Raw genomic sequence first — 17036 nt, 5'->3', positions numbered from 1 at the left:
AGGGTGCGAGTGATGCGGCAGGCATGGGGATGCCTGCCAGGGCACCGGCGGCGCGGCAACAGGTTTTCCCCCATTTTCCTGTTGCCGGCCCCGGTGCTTCCGCATTTAAGGCTGAAGTGGTTCCGACCTTGGCAGCCCAGCTTTCAACAGCCCGACCGGTGGGGCGGCTAGACCGGTGCTTCCACCGATTGGGGCGCGGCCACGTGGGGCGCGGGCTCCAGCGGGCCCGCAAACACCAGCTGGTCCAGGCGCCGGAGGATGAGGCCTTCCCGCAGGGCCCACGGGCAGATGCGGAGCTTCTTGAACTTGAACATCTCCAGGGCGGCTTCGGCCACCAGAGCGCCTGCAAGGAGCTGATGGGCCCGTGCCTCGGATACGCCGGGAAGATGCAGCCGGTCCTCTGAGCTCATGGCCGAGATCCGCTGGGTCCAGATGCCCAGGTCCGAGGCATGCAGTTCACGTTTCACGTAGGGGCCCTCGGCGCTCGGGGCAGCACCGGCGATCCGGGCCAGCGAACGGAACGTCTTCGAGGTCCCGGCCACCACGTTCGCCCGGCCCAGACCGTCGAATTCGCGGACGGCAGGCTTAAGCGTGGCCCTGATGTACCGGCGGAGTTCCTTGACGCTCCTGGCTGACGGCGGATCCTCGGCGAGCCAGTCCCTGGTGAGGCGGCTCGCGCCAAGGGGCACTGAGGTGGCCACTTCGGGCAGCTCGTCCTGGCCAAACGCCATTTCGAAGGAGCCGCCGCCGATGTCCAGGTTCAGGATGGGACCGGCACCCCAGCCATGCCAGCGCCGCACCGCGAAGAACGTCATGGACGCTTCTTCACTGCCGGTCAGTTCCTGGAGGGTCACCGTGGTTTCGTGCTTGACCCGGGCCAGCACTGCGGGGCCGTTGGTGGCCTCGCGGATGGCGGACGTACAGAAGGCCAGCAGGTCCTCGGCCTTGTGCCGGGCAGCGAATTCCCATGCTTCCAGCACGAACTCGGTCAGCTCATGCTGGCCCTCGTCGCTGATGCTGCCGTCCGGCTCAAGGTACTGGACCAGGGACACGGGCCGCTTGTGGGAAGCGAACGGGACCGGCTGCGCACCGGGATGGGCATCTACCAGGAGCAGATGGACAGTATTGGAACCGATATCGAGGACGCCTAGACGCATGGGGACATTATTGCTCGTCAGCGCGCTTGAAGTCGCGCCTGATGTTGGCCACGCCTTCGGGGTTGATCTCGAAACCGTAGGCGGCTCCGGGGTTGATCACCATGCCAAGTTCATCGCCAAGGTTGGCGATAATGGCAGCGCCCTGGGTGCCCAGCACGTTGGGGGCAGCTTCCAGGTACTGCTGGTCCACCCTGCTCGGGTGCGAGAAAACGGCGAGGACGGGGTCGCCGTCGGCGTTGGCAAGAACCAGTGGTTCCACCTGGGAGTCCACGCCCTCCACCGTGTCCGAGCTGATGATGTAGACCTCGCTGTTCAGGAACGACAGGATGACGTCCACGGGGTTTGCGTCAGGCTGTCCGCCGGTGGCGAGCTTCTCCTCAAGGTCGTTGAGCGGCTGGAGATCCGTGTGCGCAGGCTGTTCAGTCATACTGACTACCCGATCACGATCCGGTGGCCGGCGCAAACGCGCCGGCCAGGACCCTATTTCCGGGCCGTTGCCTTCTTCTTGGCCGGCGGCTTGCGGGTGGCGGTCCGCTTGACCGGGCCCTTGGCGCGTTTTTCGGCCAGCAGCTCCACGGCCTGCTCACGCGTGAGCTCCTCCAGGGAGGTGGCGCGGGGAACCGTGATGTTGGTGATGCCGTCGGTGATGTAGGGCCCGAACCGGCCTTCCTTCACCACGATGTTCTTCTCGGATACCGGGTCCGGGCCGAACTCGGCCAGCGGCGGCACCGCGGCACGGGCGCCGCGCTGCTTCGGCTGGGAGTAGATCTCCAGGGCCTGCTCCAGGGTGATGGTGAAGATTTCCTCTTCGGAGCCGATGGAGCGGGAGTCGGTCCCCTTCTTGAGGTAGGGGCCGAACCGGCCGTTCTGGACCGTGATGAGGTTGCCCTCGGCGTCCTCGCCCAGAGCGCGGGGCAGGCTCATGAGCTGCAGTGCCTCGTCCAGGGTCACGGACTCGACCGTCATGGACTTGAAGAGCGAACCCGTTCGCGGCTTGGCCTTGACCGGCTTCTTCGGCGGTTTGGGCTTGCCGTTCTTGTAGTACTCCACCGGCTGGGCCGCAATCTGTTCCTCGGTCATCTCGGGGATGATCTCGGTGACGTAGGCGCCGTAGCGGCCGTTCTTGGCCACGACGGTGTGCCCCGTATGGGGATCGGTGCCCAGCACGCGTTCCTCGGGGGCCGCCGTCTCCATCAGTTCGATGGCCTTGGCGGCAGTCAGCTCGTCCGGTGCCAGGTCCTCGGGCACATTGGCGCGCGCAGATTCCACGATCTCGCCGGTCTTCGGGTCCACCACTGCGGCTGAGCTTTCCAGGTACGGGCCGAACTTGCCTACCCGGAGGGTGATGTCGTCTGTGATGGGGATTGAGTTGATCTCCCGGGCATCGATCTCGCCCAGGTTGTTGACGATGCTCAGCAGGCCGGGGTCGGAGTCCTGGCCGAAGTAGAAGTGCCGCAGCCAGGAGGCGCCGGCTTCCTGGCCGTTGGCGATCTTGTCCAGGTCGCCTTCCATGTCGGCGGTGAACTCGTAATCCACGTAGTCGGAGAAGTGCTGCTCCAGGAGCCGGATGACCGAAAAGGCGATCCAGCTGGGCACCAGCGCGGAGCCCTGCTTCCGGACGTAGCCGCGGTCCTGGATGGTGGAAATGGTGGAGGCGTAGGTGGATGGGCGGCCGATGCCCTTCTTCTCCAGTTCCGCGGTCAGGGACGCTTCCGTGTAGCGCGGCGGCGGCGAGGTCTCGTGGCCCACGGCCTGGATGTCCGCAGCGGTGAGGGAATCGTCTTTGGCCACGTTGGGCAGGCGGCGCGCTTCGTCGGAGTCGTCATCGCCGCGGGTCTCGTCCTTGCCTTCCTCATAGGCGGCGAGGAACCCGGGGAACGTGATCACGGTGCCGGATGCCGAGAACTCAGCGTCCCGCCCGTCCGCAGCGATGGCACCCAGGCGGATGGTCGCCGTCGAACCCTTGGCGTCGCCCATCTGGGAAGCCACGGTGCGCTTCCAGATGAGTTCGTAGAGGCGGAACTCGTCCCCGGAAAGCTGCTTGGCGACCTGCGCCGGCGTCCGGAAGGAGTCACCGGCGGGGCGGATGGCCTCGTGCGCTTCCTGGGCGTTGGCGGCCTTGTTCGAGTACACGCGCGGGGTCTGCGGAATGTATTCCGGGCCGTACAGTTCCGAGGCCTGCCGGCGGGCGGCGGTGACGGCCTCGTCGCTCAGAGCGGAGGAATCCGTACGCATATAGGTGATGTAGCCGTTTTCATACAGCCGCTGGGCCACTTGCATAGTGCTCTTGGAGGAGAAACGCAGCTTGCGGCCCGCCTCCTGCTGCAGCGTGGAGGTGGTGAAGGGCGCCGCCGGGCGGCGGGTGTACGGCTTGGTATCCACCGAGCGGACGCGGAAGTCCGCATCCTGCAGCCCGGCCGCCAGGGACGTAGCCAGCTCCTCATTGAGGTGGGCGACGTTTTTCGAGGTGAGCTGGCCGTTGTCGTTGAAGTCACGGCCGGTGGCCACCTTGGCGCCGTCAACGGCGGCGAGCTTGGCCTTGAACGAGCCCGATTCGGCGCCGAACTGGCCGGTCAGGTCCCAGTACGAGGCCGCCCTGAAGGCCATGCGTTCGCGTTCGCGGTCCACCACCATGCGGGTGACCACGGACTGCACGCGCCCGGCGGACAGGCCCCGTGCCACCTTGCGCCACAGCACCGGGGAAATTTCGTAGCCGTAGAGGCGGTCCAGGACGCGGCGGGTTTCCTGGGCGTCCACGAGGTCCTGGTCCACGTCGCGCAGGTTGCCCATGGCGCGCTGGATGGCTTCCTTGGTGATTTCGCCGAATGTCATCCGGTACACCGGGACCTTGGGCTTGAGCACTTCCAGCAGGTGCCACGCGATGGCTTCGCCCTCGCGGTCCCCATCGGTTGCGAGATAGAGTTCGTCGGCGTCCTTGAGCGCGGCCTTGAGCTCGGTCACCTTTTTCTTCTTGTCGGGGGACACGACGTAGTACGGCTTGAAGTCGTGCTCAATGTCGACGGCGAACTTGCCCACCGAGGTCTTCTTCAGCTCCGCGGGGAGTTCGGACGGCTGCGGCAGGTCGCGGATGTGACCAATGGAGGCCTCAACGATGAAGCCCTCGCCGAGGTACTTGGCGATGGTCTTGCTCTTGGCCGGAGACTCCACAATCACGAGTTTCTTGCCGGTTTTGGCCTTGCTTGGCACGGTGCTCCTACAGAAAAAGGTTGCTGGGGCAGATGAGCCCATGTTCGCCTAGTTCACCATATTTTGGGGAATCGTGCGCATTCATGTGGAAAAGACGGGGTTCCGTTGAGGGCTTGAGGGGGCTTGCCGTCAGGCCGGAACCGCTGCCGGAATGAGGAAGCCGTCGCGGACCAGGTTGGCTACGTCGGCGAGCAGCGCGCCCTGGAAGGACCCGGCGTCGCCACCCAGGAGGGCCTCCAAAGCGCCGGCGATCTGCCCGGCGGTAAGGTCGCCGTCGCACGCGGACACGAAGCCGGCCAGCTCGGTGCTCATCAGGCTGGTGCGGCGCAGCCCGGCACCCTGCCGGAGCAGGATGACGCCGGGGTGTTCAGCGCCGGGGCGCTGGTGGCGCTCCTCTGCGACGTCGTCGGCCACAAGCAGGTGTGTGCCGGCAAGATCGTGCGCGGCCAGCCAGTCGCTGCGTTCGACGGCGGCACCCAGGTGGGGCCCGATGGGCTGCTCGATGGGGTAGGTGATTTCCTCGAAGCGGCTGATGGCGGCCTGCCCGCCGGCAGCAGGGCGCCGCAGCCACACCATACCGAAACCGATACCTTCCACGTCGCGGGACGCAAAGTCCGCAAGGTAGGCGGCGTAGGCGTCCCGGTAGTGCTGCCGGTCCCGGGATTCCGAGGCGTCCTGCAGCCAGGTTTCAGCATATTGTTCCGGGCTGACCTGCTCGCGCTGGATGAACCAGGCGTCAGTGCCCGGGCGCACCCATGACTTTGGCCGTTCGTCCCAGCCGGTACCGGCAGGAACCTCCCAGTTCCCGAGCATCTGGGCCGACCCGCCGGGTGCCAGGATGCCGGGCAGTTCCGCCACCAGGGCGGCGACGATCCCGTCGCCCGGCAGGCCGCCGTCGCGGTAGGTGAACTGGTCCGCCGCATCCTCACCGGCACTGCGCGGGGTGATGACGAACGGCGGGTTGGACACCACCAGCCCGAATTCCTCACCGGCCACGGGCTCCAGCAGGGAACCCAGGCGCAGGCTCACCCTGTCTTCGAGGCGGTCCGGGTCAACTGAGAGCGCCTCTGCATTGAGCAGGATGTTGAACCGGGCGTAGGCCAGGGCGCGCGCGGAGATGTCGGTGGCGGTCACGTGCTGGCAGTGGTGCAGCAGGTGGAAGGCCTGGATGCCGCAGCCGGTGCCCAGGTCCAGGGCACGCTCGGTGTGGCGGCGAATGGTGGTCTGCACCAAGGTGGTGGATGCCTGCCCGATGCCCAGGACGTGGTCGTGCCGCAGCACCCCCGCTTGCTGGTGGGCCGCCAGGTCACTGGCCACCCAGAGCTCGGCGCCGCCGCTGCCGTCCTCATTTTTGTCCCAGCCGTACGGCCGCAGGTCCGCCCTGGCTGTGAGCAGGCCCGAGCCGGGAACGGGCTGCACCAGCCCAAGTTCCAGGAGGCCCTCCGCGCCGGTGCCCGGCAGTGCGGCGTCGAGCGTCTCCCGCTGCTGCGGCTCGGCGAGGAGCCACAGGCGGACGACGGCGGCAAGCGGCGCCACACTGTCGTCCTCCTGCACTGCCCGGTCGGCGGCGAGCAGCGCGGGGATGATCTGGTCCCGGTTCAGCGCCGCGGAGGCCGTGGGGCCCAGCAGTTGGGCGACGCCGTCGAGCGTGAAGCCCAGGCGGCGCAGGTCCGTGGCGAGCGCGGCCAGCAGCGCGGGAAGGTCGCTGCGGGGCGCGTCTGGGGTGTTGCCGGCGGTGAACTCGTAAGGGGATCTAGGCACCGGTCAAGTTTAGTCCGGCGTGCGTGCGGGGTACGGTGGTGCCATGCCTTCCCGCCTTTCCGTCCTTCCGTGCGCCCGCACGGCAATGGTTGCCGCGGCACTCGGCCTTGCCGTAGCGGGCTGTTCGCCCGTGACCTCCGTGGAGAACGCGGATGTGCCGAAGTGGCGGGCCACCGCTTTGCCCTCTTCACCGGCGGGTGTTGTGCTCCAGGACTCCGGCAAGATCCTGAACCGGAACCGTATTGTGCAGGAGGCCGCGAGGGTGCCGGCCGGCAGCTACACGCTGACGGCGGTATGTGACGGGACGGGGAAGGCCTTCTTCGCGGTGACGCTGGACGGCAAGGCCGTGGCGGAAGCCGGGGCAGCCTGCAACGGCCGGCAGGAGACCACCAAAATCAGCCTGCCCGCCGCCGGACGCGTCGAAATCAGCAGCTCCAGCGTGGACGCTCCGCTGCTCTACGCCTACCAGCTGGTGCCGGCCCAATAACGCCCCGTTCCGGCTCTGGCCCGCCACCCGCTGCAGGCATAAAGTCGGACTATGCCCAGCGTGTGGAGAATCTCCGCGCCCCATCTCCAAGGGACAGCACGGGCGCCGCTGGCACCCAAGCCGGCGGCCGCCGTCGCCCTTGGACTTGTGCTTGCGGCAGGTGCACTGGCCGGCTGTGAATACACGTACGACGACGTCCGGGCCGGCAGCGGGCAGGTCACAGCAACCGTTGTTCCGGCGCCGGCCTTCACCCGCGACCCTTTGCAGCAGGATCCGGTCAGCGACGCGGAACTCCCTGACTGGGTGTCGCGTGCGCTCCCGGACAACACCGGGCCGGTGGTCCAGGCCGATGCCGGGCTCCTGGCGTCCGCGGAGGTGCGGACCGTCTCCTCACCGGTCCTGCCGACCGGAACCTATGTTCTGGCCATCGCCTGCAGGAGCCAGCGCCGGGTGACCTTCACGGTGCGCAGCGAAACCCTCACCCTGGTGGACCTGGGCCTGCGCTGCGGAATCAACCGTGAGAACGTCATCTACCTGTCCACGGACAGCGTACTGACAGTAAGGGTGGAGGCCAGGACCCCTGCCAACTATGCGTTCCGCGTGCAGCGGCTCTGATGGCCGCCGGGACTCGTTACGGCGGCCCGTACTCAGGCCGCCGCGCAGCCTTCGGGGCAGCGCAGCGTCTCCGGGCTCGCGGCGCACCCGCTGCAGTACAGCGTTAATGTACGGCAGCTGGGATTGGAGCAGTTCTCGAATTTGCTGCTAGGCGCGGAGCAGCGGGCGCACTCGCCGATGGTCTTGGCGTCCTCGCTGAACTCCAGGTGCATACGCTTGTCGAAGACGTAGAGCGAGCCTTCCCAAAGCCCCTGGTCCTTGAAGGTTTCGCCATACCGGACGATGCCGCCGTCCAGCTGGTACACCTCTTTAAAGCCGCGGTTCACCATCAGGCTGGAAAGCACCTCACAGCGGATGCCTCCGGTGCAGTACGTGACCACGGGCTTGTCTTTCAGGGAGTCGTACTTGCCGGAGTCCAGTTCCTTGATGAAATCGTGGGTGGTGGCGACATCCGGGACCACCGCGTCCTTGAACCGGCCGATCTGCGCTTCGAACGCATTGCGGCCGTCGAAGAAGACCACATCCTCGCCGTCCCGCTTCCTGGCGTCCACGAGCTCGTGGAGTTCCTCTGGTTTGAGGTGCTTTCCGCCGCCCACCACGCCGTTGGCGTCAACCTTAAGTTCTCCGGGTGCGCCGAAGGAGACGATTTCGTCCCGGACCTTTACGCTGAGCCGGGGGAAGTCCGCGGCACCGCCGTCGGACCATTTGACGTCGATCCCGCGGAACCCGGGGTACTCGCGGGTGGTCTTCACATACTGCTTAACGGCGCCGATTTCCCCGCCCACTGTGGCGTTGATTCCGTCCGCGGAGATGATGATGCGGCCGGTGAGGCCCAGCTTCTCGCAGAGGGCGCGCTGCCAGAGCCGGACGGCATCCGGATCAGCGATGGGGGTAAAGCCGTAAAAGAGCACAATCTTGTTCAAAGCCACGCATTTAAGGGTACCGGCTGGGGTACCGGACGGCTTCCGCCCCTGCTTTGCCGGCGCTTGGTACTGATCACAATTGCATAAGCACTTCGCCACCCCCTGTTGCTGGCGATCCGGCTGGAATAATCTCTTGCCATGAGTCCGGAAACCCTGGTTGAAGACATCACTGGCCTGCTTGAAGTGTGGGTTGCGGGCTGGGCGGGATGCCGCGGCTACCGGACCTCCACCGAAGGCCGCTTTCCGTCTGCGCTCCGGGCTGACACCAGCGGGGAGTGGGAAGTCTTTGCCTCCGAACCCACTGATGACGAATTCGCGGCCCTGGCGGGCAGGACAGCGGAGGCCCCTGCCCGGGTCCTGACCATCCTCACCAACGACCCCTACCGGTATGCGGCTATGGCAGGGCGGCAAGGCCTGAATGTCACCTCTGATTCGCAGGCGATGATGATCGTCGACATGGAAACCCAGGACGCGGAGGACCCCTGGCTTTCGGACGACGATATGAGCCTTTCCACCTTCGAGCAGGACGGCGTGTATTACGCGGAAGTTCGGTCGGGGGACGCTGTTGCGGCCAGCGGCCGGGCCTTCGTGGTGGGCGATACAGCCGTCTTCGACAAGATCATCACCCAGCCGGCATTCCAGCGCAGGGGCCTGGGGAGCCTGATCATGCGCGCACTGGCGGCCCAGGCTTCCGGCCGTGGCATCCGGACCGGCCTCCTGCTGGCGTCCGTGGACGGGCAGAAGCTGTATTCGCATCTCGGCTGGTCCGTCGTCGCCCGGGTCCTGATGCTCTCTGCCTCGCATGACGGATCGGATCTTTCGCTGAGCTGAGCCGCCGGGGAAGTACGTGCTTCACGGTTATCCCATTGGCGAACCGCGGGCCCGGGACGTGGCACCGGATGAAAGAATGGTGGGGTGAACCCCCATGACTCCCTGATCCCTTTGCTGGGCCGCGGCCCGGAACCGGAACAGCTCCGTCATGTCCGCACCATACCGGCGCGGGAAGCAATCCATGCACCCTGGCCGGAATGGGTGCATCCGGACATCGCCGAGGCCTACGCATCGCTGGGGATCCGTGAGCCATACCGGCACCAGGTGGACGCGGCCAGCGCAGCACACTCCGGCGGGCATGTTGTGGTGGCCACCGGAACCGCCTCCGGAAAGTCGCTGGCCTACCAGCTGCCGGCGCTGGACGCGATCCACCGCTCCGAGCTGCGCGTGCTCGCGGACCCGGGAAAGATCCACGACGACGGCGCCGTCACCCTGTACCTCTCCCCCACCAAAGCACTGGCCGCCGACCAGCTGAACGCCATCCGTGCCCTGAAACTGCCCACGGTCCGGGCGGAAACCTACGACGGCGATACCGATCCCGCCGCCCGCCGGTGGATCCGGGACCACGCCAACTTCATCCTGGCCAACCCGGACATGCTGCACTTCGGCATCCTTCCCAACCACGCCTGGTGGGCCGGGTTCTTCCGCCGGCTGCGCTACGTGATCGTGGACGAGGCGCACAGCTACCGTGGCGTGTTCGGCTCGCATGTGGCCAACCTGATGCGGCGGCTGCGCCGGATCTGCGCGTACTACGGCGCGGGAACCTCGTTCCCGGAACCGGTCTTCATTGCGGCTTCCGCCACCGCCTCCGAGCCTGATGCCTCCTTCTCACGCCTTATCGGTGCCCCAGTGAAGGCGGTGTCCCACGACTGTTCGCCCCACGGGGCCACGACCGTAGCCCTGTGGGAACCGGCACTGACCGACGTCCGGGGCGAGAACGGGGCCAAACAACGTCGGACGGCCGTGGCGGAGACCTCGGACCTGCTGGCCAACCTCGTGTCCGCCAGGATCCGCACTATTGCCTTCATTAAGTCCCGCCGCGGCGCCGAGACCATCTCCGCCATCACCAAGCGGCTCCTTGACGAGGTGGATCCCAGCCTCCCGCAGCGGGTGGCCGCGTACCGCTCCGGGTACCTGCCGGAGGAACGCCGGGCGGTGGAGAAATCCCTGCGTTCCGGCCAGCTGCTGGGCGTTTCCAGCACATCCGCCCTGGAGCTCGGGATCGACATCTCCGGCCTCGACGCGGTCCTGGTGGCCGGCTGGCCCGGAACGCGGGCCTCCCTGTTCCAGCAGATCGGCCGGGCCGGCCGGGCCGGCCAGGATGCCATCGCCGCTTTTGTGGCCAGTGATGATCCGCTGGACACCTACCTCGTGAACCACCCCGAGGCAATTTTCGACATCTCGGTGGAGGCCACAGTTTTTGACCCGTCCAACCCCTACGTGCTCGGACCGCACCTCTGCGCGGCGGCAGCGGAACTTCCGCTTGGGCCCGCCGAGCTGGACCTCTTTGGCGGGACCGCCGAAATGCTCCTGGAACGCCTGGTGACGCAGGGCTACCTGCGGCGGCGGCCCGCGGGCTGGTTCTGGACCCATTCGCAGAGCGCCGCGGGCATGGTCAACCTGCGGGCCGACGGCGGAGGTCCCGTCAGCATTGTCGACGCCGAGACCGGCTCCCTGTTGGGAACCATGGACTCGCCCCAGACCCACTACCAGGCACACACGGGAGCGGTGTACGTCCACCAGGGCGACACCTACGTGGTGGAGGACCTGAACGAAGACGACCACTGCGTCATGGTGCGGCGCGCAAACCCCGACTACTACACGACAGCACGGGACGTGACGCAGATCGAGGTCCTGGACACGGCACGGACCATGCAGTGGGGCGATGTGACCGTCCACTTCGGCGATGTGAAGGTCACCACGCAGGTTGTCTCCTTCCAGCGCAAGGCCTTGATTTCCAATGAGGTTTTGGGCGAGGAGCCGCTTGAACTGGGCGCGCGCGAGCTCTTCACCAAGGCAGTGTGGTTCGTGGTGGACAACCGCTCCTTGACGGGGGCGGGACTCATCGAAGCGCAGTTCCCGGGTGCACTGCACGCCGCGGAGCACGCCGCGATCGGGCTCCTGCCGCTGGTTGCCTCCAGCGACCGCTGGGACATCGGCGGGGTCTCCACGGCACTGCACGCGGACACCGGGCTGCCCACCATCTTCGTGTATGACGGGCACCCCGGCGGGGCCGGGTTTGCCGAACGGGGTTTCGACAAGGCCATGGTTTGGCTGGCAGCTACACGGGACGCCATCAAGGCCTGCGAGTGCGACTCCGGCTGCCCGTCCTGCGTGCAGTCCCCCAAGTGCGGAAACAAGAACAACCCGCTGGACAAGGCCGCCGCGGTGACCCTGCTGGACGTCCTGCTTAAGGACGCCTCCGAGCCCATCCGCTTGGATGTGGAGGCCAGGAGCTGACTGCCGCTGATACCGCCGCCTCTACGGTGGAGGTCCTGCCCGGGCATGTCCGGTTGCGGCGCCCAGCAGCGAGCGTTCGCCGAGTTCGGTCCGCACCTCAACCGTCTGTCCCGTGCCCTGGGAGCAGCTGAGGACTGTGGCTGCGTGGCGGGCTGCCACCTCGGCGGCCACCGTACAGGGCTCGCCCGTGGTGATGCCGCGGAGAGCGTCGGCAGCGGCAAGGGCCGCGAGGTCCGCGGCTGCTGCCGCCCTGCTGGCCAGCACCGCTGACTGGGCCAGCAGCAGCATGACGGCCATGGCCGTCATCACCACAAGCGCCAGCCCTGCGGCCAGGACCGTCCCCGAACCCCGTTCGCGGCCATCAGTTGTTCCCGGCCGGCACCTCCCGGCGACAAGGCGGCGCCGGCCGACAGGCTGGCGTCGCTGGGTGAGAGGGTAGCGTCGCTGGGTGGAGTGGCGCAGTCCGGCCTGCCCCGTCATCTGGAGACCTCGCCTTCCGTCAAGCCCCTGGCGGCACCAGCTCCCACGGCGGTTCCGGTGCCCGCTGTTTCGCTGCGCGTTGAAGCACGCGCCGTTAAGGTCCAGGGGATGGAGGATCCCAATGGTCCGGGCACCCGGTCTGTGACTGTGATGGTGACCCACTCGCCGTCGGCAGTAATCGAGGCAGCCGCCGAGCTGCCGGCAAGCGTCCTGACCGTGCGTTCCACCGCCGCCGGGTCATCGCCCCGGGCCAGCGCCCTGGCACCGGCCCGGGCTCCCTCTTCGATGCGCAGTTGCGTCATGCCGGCCGCGGCTCCCGCCAGCAGCATGGCGAGCAACGCCAGGACGGCAGGCAGTGCCACGGCAAACTCGGCCGTTACCGCGCCCCGGGTGTTCGCAGCTCCACCCAGGCTTCCCTTCTCCCCTCTGCTGCAGACCATGCTGCCGGTTACGGCGTCATGCGGTCGCCGGGACGGCAGCCCAACCGGCGAACGCGTCACGGCAGCGCCAGCGCGGTGCGGATCAGGTTGAGCAGGAAGCCGCGCACTTCATCGCTGCGAAGGATGAACACGAGCAGCCCGGCGAATCCGACTGCGGCCAGGGTAGCGATCGCGTATTCCGCCGTTGCCATGCCGGCTTCCGAGCCCAGCAGCCTTCCGCTGCGCCGGGCCTTGCGCCGGGCCCCACCCGCAGCGGGATAAAGCTCCACGACGTTGCCGGGCTGTGCGACAGATGCATTCGGGATAAAAGGAGCGGCGGAGGCGTAGGGCGTGCTGCGCGGGCTGCCGACCCGGTCAGCGGGCTTCCGCCCGTAAGCGGCGAGCGCGGACGCTCCGGCGGAGTAGTTACGGCGGTGGTGGATGGACATTGGATTCCTTTCGGTAGTTCGCCGGAGGTTTTTCCCGGCTGCCTTGACTCTTCCCGGCCTCGCTGGAGCCGGTAAGGGAGCGGATGCGCTAAGTGGAAAAGGTGGGCCTTCCACCCTCTGTGGAGGAAGGGATCGGCGTTCAACGGAGCGAAGGCCGGGCGCTGGTTATCCGGATGGCACCAGGGCCAGCAGCACTGGGACGACGCCCAGGCAGATAAAGGCAGGGAGTGAGCACAGGCCCAGCGGAACCACCAGCTTCACACCGAGCGAAGCGGCGCGCTTTTCCGCGGCCCGGAACCGTTCCCGGCGAAGCCTGGCGGCCTGGGCGTAGAGGATCGCGGATGAGGGCGCCCCGGTGAGAGCGGCGAAGCCAAGGGCATCCCGGAGCTCCAGGATTTCGGGGAGGCGGATGGCGGAACTGCGCCAGGCTGTTTCCCAGTCGGCGCCAATGGCCAGCGCCGAGACCACCGGCCGCAGTGACTCCCGGTAACCGGGCGCAGCCGAGGCAGCCACCAGTTCGAGGGAACGCCCGATTCCGGCTCCGGCATCAAGCATCGCCGCCACGAGTTCGAGCATCATGGCCGTATCCTTCAGACCGCCGCTGTGGCTCCCTGCCGGCCCCGCATCGGGGGCGTCCTGCTTTTCGCCTGAGCCGGCAGCAACCAGTTGGCGCAGCCGGTGGCGTGACCGGTCATGGCCCGAACAGGCAAGCCAGGCACTCCCGGCAAGCAGCAGGAACAATGCCAGGACCGGTGCCCAAGCGGGCGTCATTGCGCTCCCGTCCCTGCTGCCGCCGAAACAAGCCGGGCGGACCATGCCCTTCCCGCAGCGGTGAGCACCACGCCGCCCAGCAACGCGGCGAGCCCCAGGGGTGTTCCCAACAGGGTGGCCAGCGGATCAACCCCCAAGGCAGCGCCGAGGCCAAGACCCATGAGTGGAAGCCAGGTCAGGAGCCGGACTGTGGCTTTGGGGCCGGCGAGGGCGGTCTGCCGGGCCGCGTCTGCGTCATCCTCCGCTTCGAGCTGGGCCGCGAACCTGGTCAGCACGTCCGCGAGCGGGCACCCGCTGGCTTCGGCGATGTCAAAGCATGCGGCGAGCTCGGACCACGTCCTGGCTTCCCTGTCTTTGGGCGGGAACGACGTGCAAACCGCGCGTCGGATGGCCTCCGAAACCGGGGCTCCGGTGGCCGCAGCTGCACGCGCGGACGCCAGGACGGCGGTTGATCCTTCTGATAACGCGGGACCGCCAGGGAGTGCCTCGTGAAGCCGCGGCCCTCCTTCACCCGGGATGCCGTAGACGGTCCACAACTCGTCCCACAGCCGGCCCGGTGTCCGTCCGCCCCTGAGCAGCGCCGCCAACTGCTGCACCACCAGGGTCAGGCGCAGTCCCCGCATCCCTGCCGGGCCTCTGCCAGCCGGGCTGCTCCGGGCCAGTATCCGGTTCTTGCCGGATTCGGGTGCTTCCGGGTTTTTGCCGGCTGCTGCACGCAATCTGTGAGCAGCGTCCAGGGGCGGTTTGAACAGTAAGAGCACCGCGATGGACAGGACCGCAGTAAGCAGGAGCGTCACAGGAGGTCCCCGGGATCCATTCCCAAACGGGCTGCCAGGGCCGGCCATGCGGGACCCGGCACGCCTGATTCTTCGACGGCCGGCACCACGGTCAGTCCCTCCGGGCCGCCCCCAATGAGTCCGACGCACAGGACTTCCCTGCCCCTCCGGGTCCTGCCGACGTGAATGATAACGTCGAGGGCGCTGGCAGCCTGAAGCCGCACGGCCTCGGGTCCCAGTCCGGCCAGGGCACCGAGGGCGTTGAGCCTGGCGGGCACTGCCGCCGCCGTGTTGGCGTGGATGGTGCCGCCGCCACCGCTGTGCCCGGTGTTCATCGCGGTGAGGAGCTCGCGTACTTCCGCGCCCCGGCACTCACCCACCACGAGCCTGTCCGGGCGCATGCGCAGTGCCTGGCGGACGAGTTCCCCCAAGTCCACCGCGCCGCCGCCTTCAAGGTTTCCGTGGCGTGATTCCAGGGCGACCACGTGGGGGTGCACTGGATTGAGTTCGGAGGCATCCTCGATCAGGACCAGCCGTTCCTCCGCCGAACACAGGCCCAGCAATGTGGACAGCAGTGTGGTCTTCCCGGAACCCGTGGCACCGCTGACCAGGAAGCTCAACCTCCTGTCCAGTATTCTCTCGAGCACCGCCTGTACTGCCGGACCGAACATGCCCCCGGAGCGCAGCTCTTCCATGCTGAAGACCCTTTCCCTGCGGATCCGGACGCTCAGCAGCGTCCCGGACGTGGAAACCGGCGGCAACACGGCATGGACACGGTAGCCGCCGGCAAGCCTGACATCGACACAGGGTGAACCGTCATCCAGGCGGCGCCCGCCAGCAGCGACAAGCCTGCAGGCCAGTGCCCGCAGCTGGGCCTCGCTGTCGAACAGGACGGGAACGCGTTCGATGCCGCGGCCCCGGTCCACCCAGACGGAGTCGGGAGCATTAACGAAAACGTCTGTTACGGCAGGATCGCGCGTGAGCTCCTGCAGCGGCCCCAGTCCATTGATCTCGGCGCTGATCCGCTCCACGGCGGCAAGCGCTCCAGCGGTACCCAGCAGCCTGCCGCTGGCCTGGACGGCCGCGGCCACGCGGGAAGGCGTCACGGCTCCCGCCTCTGCCATCATCGACTCGCGGACTGATTCCAGCAGCCCGGCATCAACAGTCCTGCCCATGCCGTCGGTTTCCCTGCGTTGCGCCTGCGGGCCCGCCTGGTTCGCTTCCAGGATGCGGGCGCTGCGCCGTGCGCCCAAGCCTCCGGCGTCCGCTGTACTGTCCCTTTCCCGGGTCTGGGCGGGCGGAGTGCCTGGCGGCCGCCTCATGCCAGATCTCCAGCCAGCAGGTCATCTCCCAGCCAATCAAGCACGGAGGCAGCGAAGCGGCGAATGTCCCGGCGCTTGGCGAGGTCCAGCAGGCGGCCCGCTTCCATTGCTCCCGCGACGGCGCGCAGTTCAGGTATGCGGCCCTGGGTCGGCAGCCCTACAGCATCGGCAATCAGCGAGCTGTCCAGCGCCGCCCCGGGCCGCCCCCGCACCAGCAGGGCGGCCTCCACTGGCGGAAGCTCCTGCAGCAGGCGCACCGCAGCTACTGCTGCCTTCAGCTGCGCCGGCACCACCATCATGATCCGGTCGCAGTCCCATGCCAGCGTGCGGAGCGGCTCCGCACCCCTTCCCAGATCCACAACCACCAGCTCGTAGCCGCGGCGGGCAGCATCAAGCACACCCGCTGCGGCAGCGGCAGCGACGGGAAGGGGCTGTTCGCGCGTGGCAGGCCAGGACAGGAAGGAAAAACCTCCCGCAACGGGCAAAGAATCCGAGAGTTGCAGGGGGTCGATGCTTCCCCTGGCCTCAGCGAGGTCCGGCCACCGGAGCCCGGGGTTTTCCTCGGCCGCGAGCGCCAGCTCCAGGCCTCCTCCCCATGGGTCGCCGTCAACCAGCAGGACCCGTGCCCCCAGTCCTGCTGCCGCCCGTGCTATCCAGATGGCGGCGGTAGTGGCCCCGGCTCCGCCGCAACCGCCCGTGATGCCGAGGACCACTCCGCCCGGGCCCGGCGAGCGCGAGCTGCTCAGATGGTCTGCCAGCCAGGCCGCGGCATCCGGCAGCACGGCAACACGTTCGGCCCCCAGGGCAGCCGCGAGGTGCCAGAGGCTGTCGCCCTCGCCGTCCAGTCCCACCATGACGGCGGGGGTGCGCCGCCGCGGCGGCAGCTCGCGCACGTCACTGCCTACCAGGACGGCGGACGCCGCTTCCCAGTAGCGTCCAGCCTCCACTGCATCCGGAACAACGCGCAGGTGCGCGCCGGCGGCTGCCACAATGCGCTCCACTTCGGCGCGGAGGACGGCGGAGGAGGTGACCAGCAGCACCCCGCCCGAACCGGCAGGCACTGAACCAACCGGCAGTGAACCATCCGGGGCTGCCCCGGATAGTTTTGAGCCCTCCGGCAGCCAGGCGGCACCGGACACTGCCGTGCTGTCCGGCAACGGACCACCGCGCGATGGTGGCGCCGCGTCCGTTGGCCGCCAAGCGGAGCCGGCGGCCTGCCCCGGCGCGGATGGGGATGCATTCAGCTGGTGCCTGCTCATGCAGCCACTCTGCCGCCGGCCAAACAAACAGGTAAGGGAGCACATCGCGTATGTGGACAAACCGGACAGCGGGCATCCCGAACCTTCCCGGCTTCGACGGCAAGGCACAAGACGACAAC

16 protein-coding genes are annotated in these 17036 nt (G+C 67.7%); 4 read left to right on the top strand and 12 right to left on the bottom strand.

Going from position 1 to position 17036, the window contains the following annotated elements; genetic code table 11:
- Window positions 1-167 precede the first annotated feature (167 nt).
- From QFZ57_RS08525 to QFZ57_RS08510, 4 genes are all read right to left on the bottom strand, one after another.
- Window positions 168-1157: a Ppx/GppA phosphatase family protein gene (locus QFZ57_RS08525; RefSeq protein ID WP_306899496.1), complete on the bottom strand. Its 990-nt coding sequence runs from the start codon at window positions 1155-1157 to the stop codon at window positions 168-170.
- A 7-nt stretch (window positions 1158-1164) separates the two neighbouring features.
- Window positions 1165-1584, bottom strand: coding sequence for an SseB family protein (locus tag QFZ57_RS08520; protein ID WP_306899494.1), 420 nt, complete (start codon window positions 1582-1584; stop codon window positions 1165-1167).
- 53 nt (window positions 1585-1637) lie between these two features.
- Entirely contained in the window at window positions 1638-4364 is a 2727-nt protein-coding gene (gene topA / locus QFZ57_RS08515; protein WP_306899491.1) for a type I DNA topoisomerase, read from the bottom strand.
- Window positions 4365-4493: 129 nt separating this feature from the next.
- A complete protein-coding gene (locus tag QFZ57_RS08510) occupies window positions 4494-6125 on the bottom strand; it encodes a DUF7059 domain-containing protein (RefSeq protein ID WP_306899489.1) in 1632 nt (543 codons plus the stop codon).
- A gap of 43 nt (window positions 6126-6168) precedes the next feature.
- Between QFZ57_RS08510 and QFZ57_RS08505 the strand changes: the two genes are divergently transcribed.
- Complete coding sequence (locus tag QFZ57_RS08505) at window positions 6169-6612, top strand: hypothetical protein (RefSeq protein WP_306629998.1); 444 nt, start codon at window positions 6169-6171, stop codon at window positions 6610-6612.
- Between the two features lie 51 nt (window positions 6613-6663).
- Entirely contained in the window at window positions 6664-7227 is a 564-nt protein-coding gene (locus QFZ57_RS08500) for a hypothetical protein (protein ID WP_306899487.1), read from the top strand.
- A 32-nt stretch (window positions 7228-7259) separates the two neighbouring features.
- On the opposite strand, the gene trhO is transcribed toward QFZ57_RS08500, so the two are convergent.
- On the bottom strand, window positions 7260-8156 hold the full coding sequence (gene trhO / locus QFZ57_RS08495; RefSeq protein WP_306899485.1) for an oxygen-dependent tRNA uridine(34) hydroxylase TrhO: 897 nt from the start codon (window positions 8154-8156) through the stop codon (window positions 7260-7262).
- Window positions 8157-8288: 132 nt separating this feature from the next.
- Here trhO and QFZ57_RS08490 point away from each other — a divergent pair, with 132 nt between their 5' ends.
- Window positions 8289-8981 (top strand): GNAT family N-acetyltransferase, encoded by a 693-nt coding sequence (locus QFZ57_RS08490; RefSeq protein ID WP_306899483.1) that lies wholly within the window; start codon window positions 8289-8291, stop codon window positions 8979-8981.
- Window positions 8982-9065: 84 nt separating this feature from the next.
- On the top strand, window positions 9066-11441 hold the full coding sequence (locus QFZ57_RS08485; protein WP_306899480.1) for a DEAD/DEAH box helicase: 2376 nt from the start codon (window positions 9066-9068) through the stop codon (window positions 11439-11441).
- Window positions 11442-11462: 21 nt separating this feature from the next.
- Here the strand turns inward: QFZ57_RS08485 and QFZ57_RS08480 are convergent, their stop codons facing one another.
- From QFZ57_RS08480 to ssd, 7 genes are all read right to left on the bottom strand, one after another.
- The gene (locus QFZ57_RS08480) at window positions 11463-11921 is read right to left on the bottom strand and encodes an Rv3654c family TadE-like protein (protein WP_306899478.1); all 459 of its coding nucleotides are present in this window, start codon (window positions 11919-11921) and stop codon (window positions 11463-11465) included.
- Window positions 11918-12421 carry a TadE family type IV pilus minor pilin gene (locus QFZ57_RS08475; protein WP_306899475.1) on the bottom strand — a complete coding sequence of 168 codons (504 nt, stop codon included), beginning with the start codon at window positions 12419-12421 and terminating at the stop codon, window positions 11918-11920. Before QFZ57_RS08475 ends, QFZ57_RS08480 begins: the two co-directional genes overlap by 4 nt.
- A complete protein-coding gene (locus QFZ57_RS08470; protein WP_306899473.1) occupies window positions 12418-12789 on the bottom strand; it encodes a DUF4244 domain-containing protein in 372 nt (123 codons plus the stop codon). The genes QFZ57_RS08475 and QFZ57_RS08470 overlap by 4 nt, the downstream gene beginning before the upstream one ends.
- 165 nt (window positions 12790-12954) lie before the next feature.
- Window positions 12955-13560 carry a type II secretion system F family protein gene (locus tag QFZ57_RS08465; RefSeq protein ID WP_306899471.1) on the bottom strand — a complete coding sequence of 202 codons (606 nt, stop codon included), beginning with the start codon at window positions 13558-13560 and terminating at the stop codon, window positions 12955-12957.
- The gene (locus QFZ57_RS08460; RefSeq protein WP_306629989.1) at window positions 13557-14357 is read right to left on the bottom strand and encodes a type II secretion system F family protein; all 801 of its coding nucleotides are present in this window, start codon (window positions 14355-14357) and stop codon (window positions 13557-13559) included. The genes QFZ57_RS08465 and QFZ57_RS08460 overlap by 4 nt, the downstream gene beginning before the upstream one ends.
- The gene (locus tag QFZ57_RS08455) at window positions 14354-15658 is read right to left on the bottom strand and encodes a TadA family conjugal transfer-associated ATPase (RefSeq protein ID WP_373461217.1); all 1305 of its coding nucleotides are present in this window, start codon (window positions 15656-15658) and stop codon (window positions 14354-14356) included. The genes QFZ57_RS08460 and QFZ57_RS08455 overlap by 4 nt, the downstream gene beginning before the upstream one ends.
- Window positions 15655-16695 (bottom strand): septum site-determining protein Ssd, encoded by a 1041-nt coding sequence (gene ssd / locus QFZ57_RS08450; protein WP_306901557.1) that lies wholly within the window; start codon window positions 16693-16695, stop codon window positions 15655-15657. The genes QFZ57_RS08455 and ssd overlap by 4 nt, the downstream gene beginning before the upstream one ends.
- Window positions 16696-17036 lie beyond the last annotated feature (341 nt).

The sequence above is a fragment of the Arthrobacter sp. B1I2 genome (assembly GCF_030816485.1).
Lineage (GTDB): Bacteria > Actinomycetota > Actinomycetes > Actinomycetales > Micrococcaceae > Arthrobacter.
The sequence above is the reverse complement of the archived record's forward strand: the minus strand, read 5'-3'. Positions and strand labels throughout refer to the sequence as shown.

Excerpts from the sequence above, each read along its gene's own strand:
- QFZ57_RS08525 (WP_306899496.1), bottom strand. The coding sequence starts at position 1,157 with ATGCGTCTAGGCGTCCTCGATATCGGTTCCAATACTGTCCATCTGCTC.
- QFZ57_RS08520 (WP_306899494.1), bottom strand. The coding sequence starts at position 1,584 with ATGACTGAACAGCCTGCGCACACGGATCTCCAGCCGCTCAACGACCTT.
- QFZ57_RS08505 (WP_306629998.1), top strand. The coding sequence starts at position 6,169 with ATGCCTTCCCGCCTTTCCGTCCTTCCGTGCGCCCGCACGGCAATGGTT.
- QFZ57_RS08500 (WP_306899487.1), top strand. The coding sequence starts at position 6,664 with ATGCCCAGCGTGTGGAGAATCTCCGCGCCCCATCTCCAAGGGACAGCA.
- QFZ57_RS08490 (WP_306899483.1), top strand. The coding sequence starts at position 8,289 with ATGAGTCCGGAAACCCTGGTTGAAGACATCACTGGCCTGCTTGAAGTG.
- QFZ57_RS08480 (WP_306899478.1), bottom strand. The coding sequence starts at position 11,921 with ATGACGGGGCAGGCCGGACTGCGCCACTCCACCCAGCGACGCTACCCT.
- QFZ57_RS08470 (WP_306899473.1), bottom strand. The coding sequence starts at position 12,789 with ATGTCCATCCACCACCGCCGTAACTACTCCGCCGGAGCGTCCGCGCTC.
- QFZ57_RS08465 (WP_306899471.1), bottom strand. The coding sequence starts at position 13,560 with ATGACGCCCGCTTGGGCACCGGTCCTGGCATTGTTCCTGCTGCTTGCC.
- QFZ57_RS08455 (WP_373461217.1), bottom strand. The coding sequence starts at position 15,658 with ATGAGGCGGCCGCCAGGCACTCCGCCCGCCCAGACCCGGGAAAGGGAC.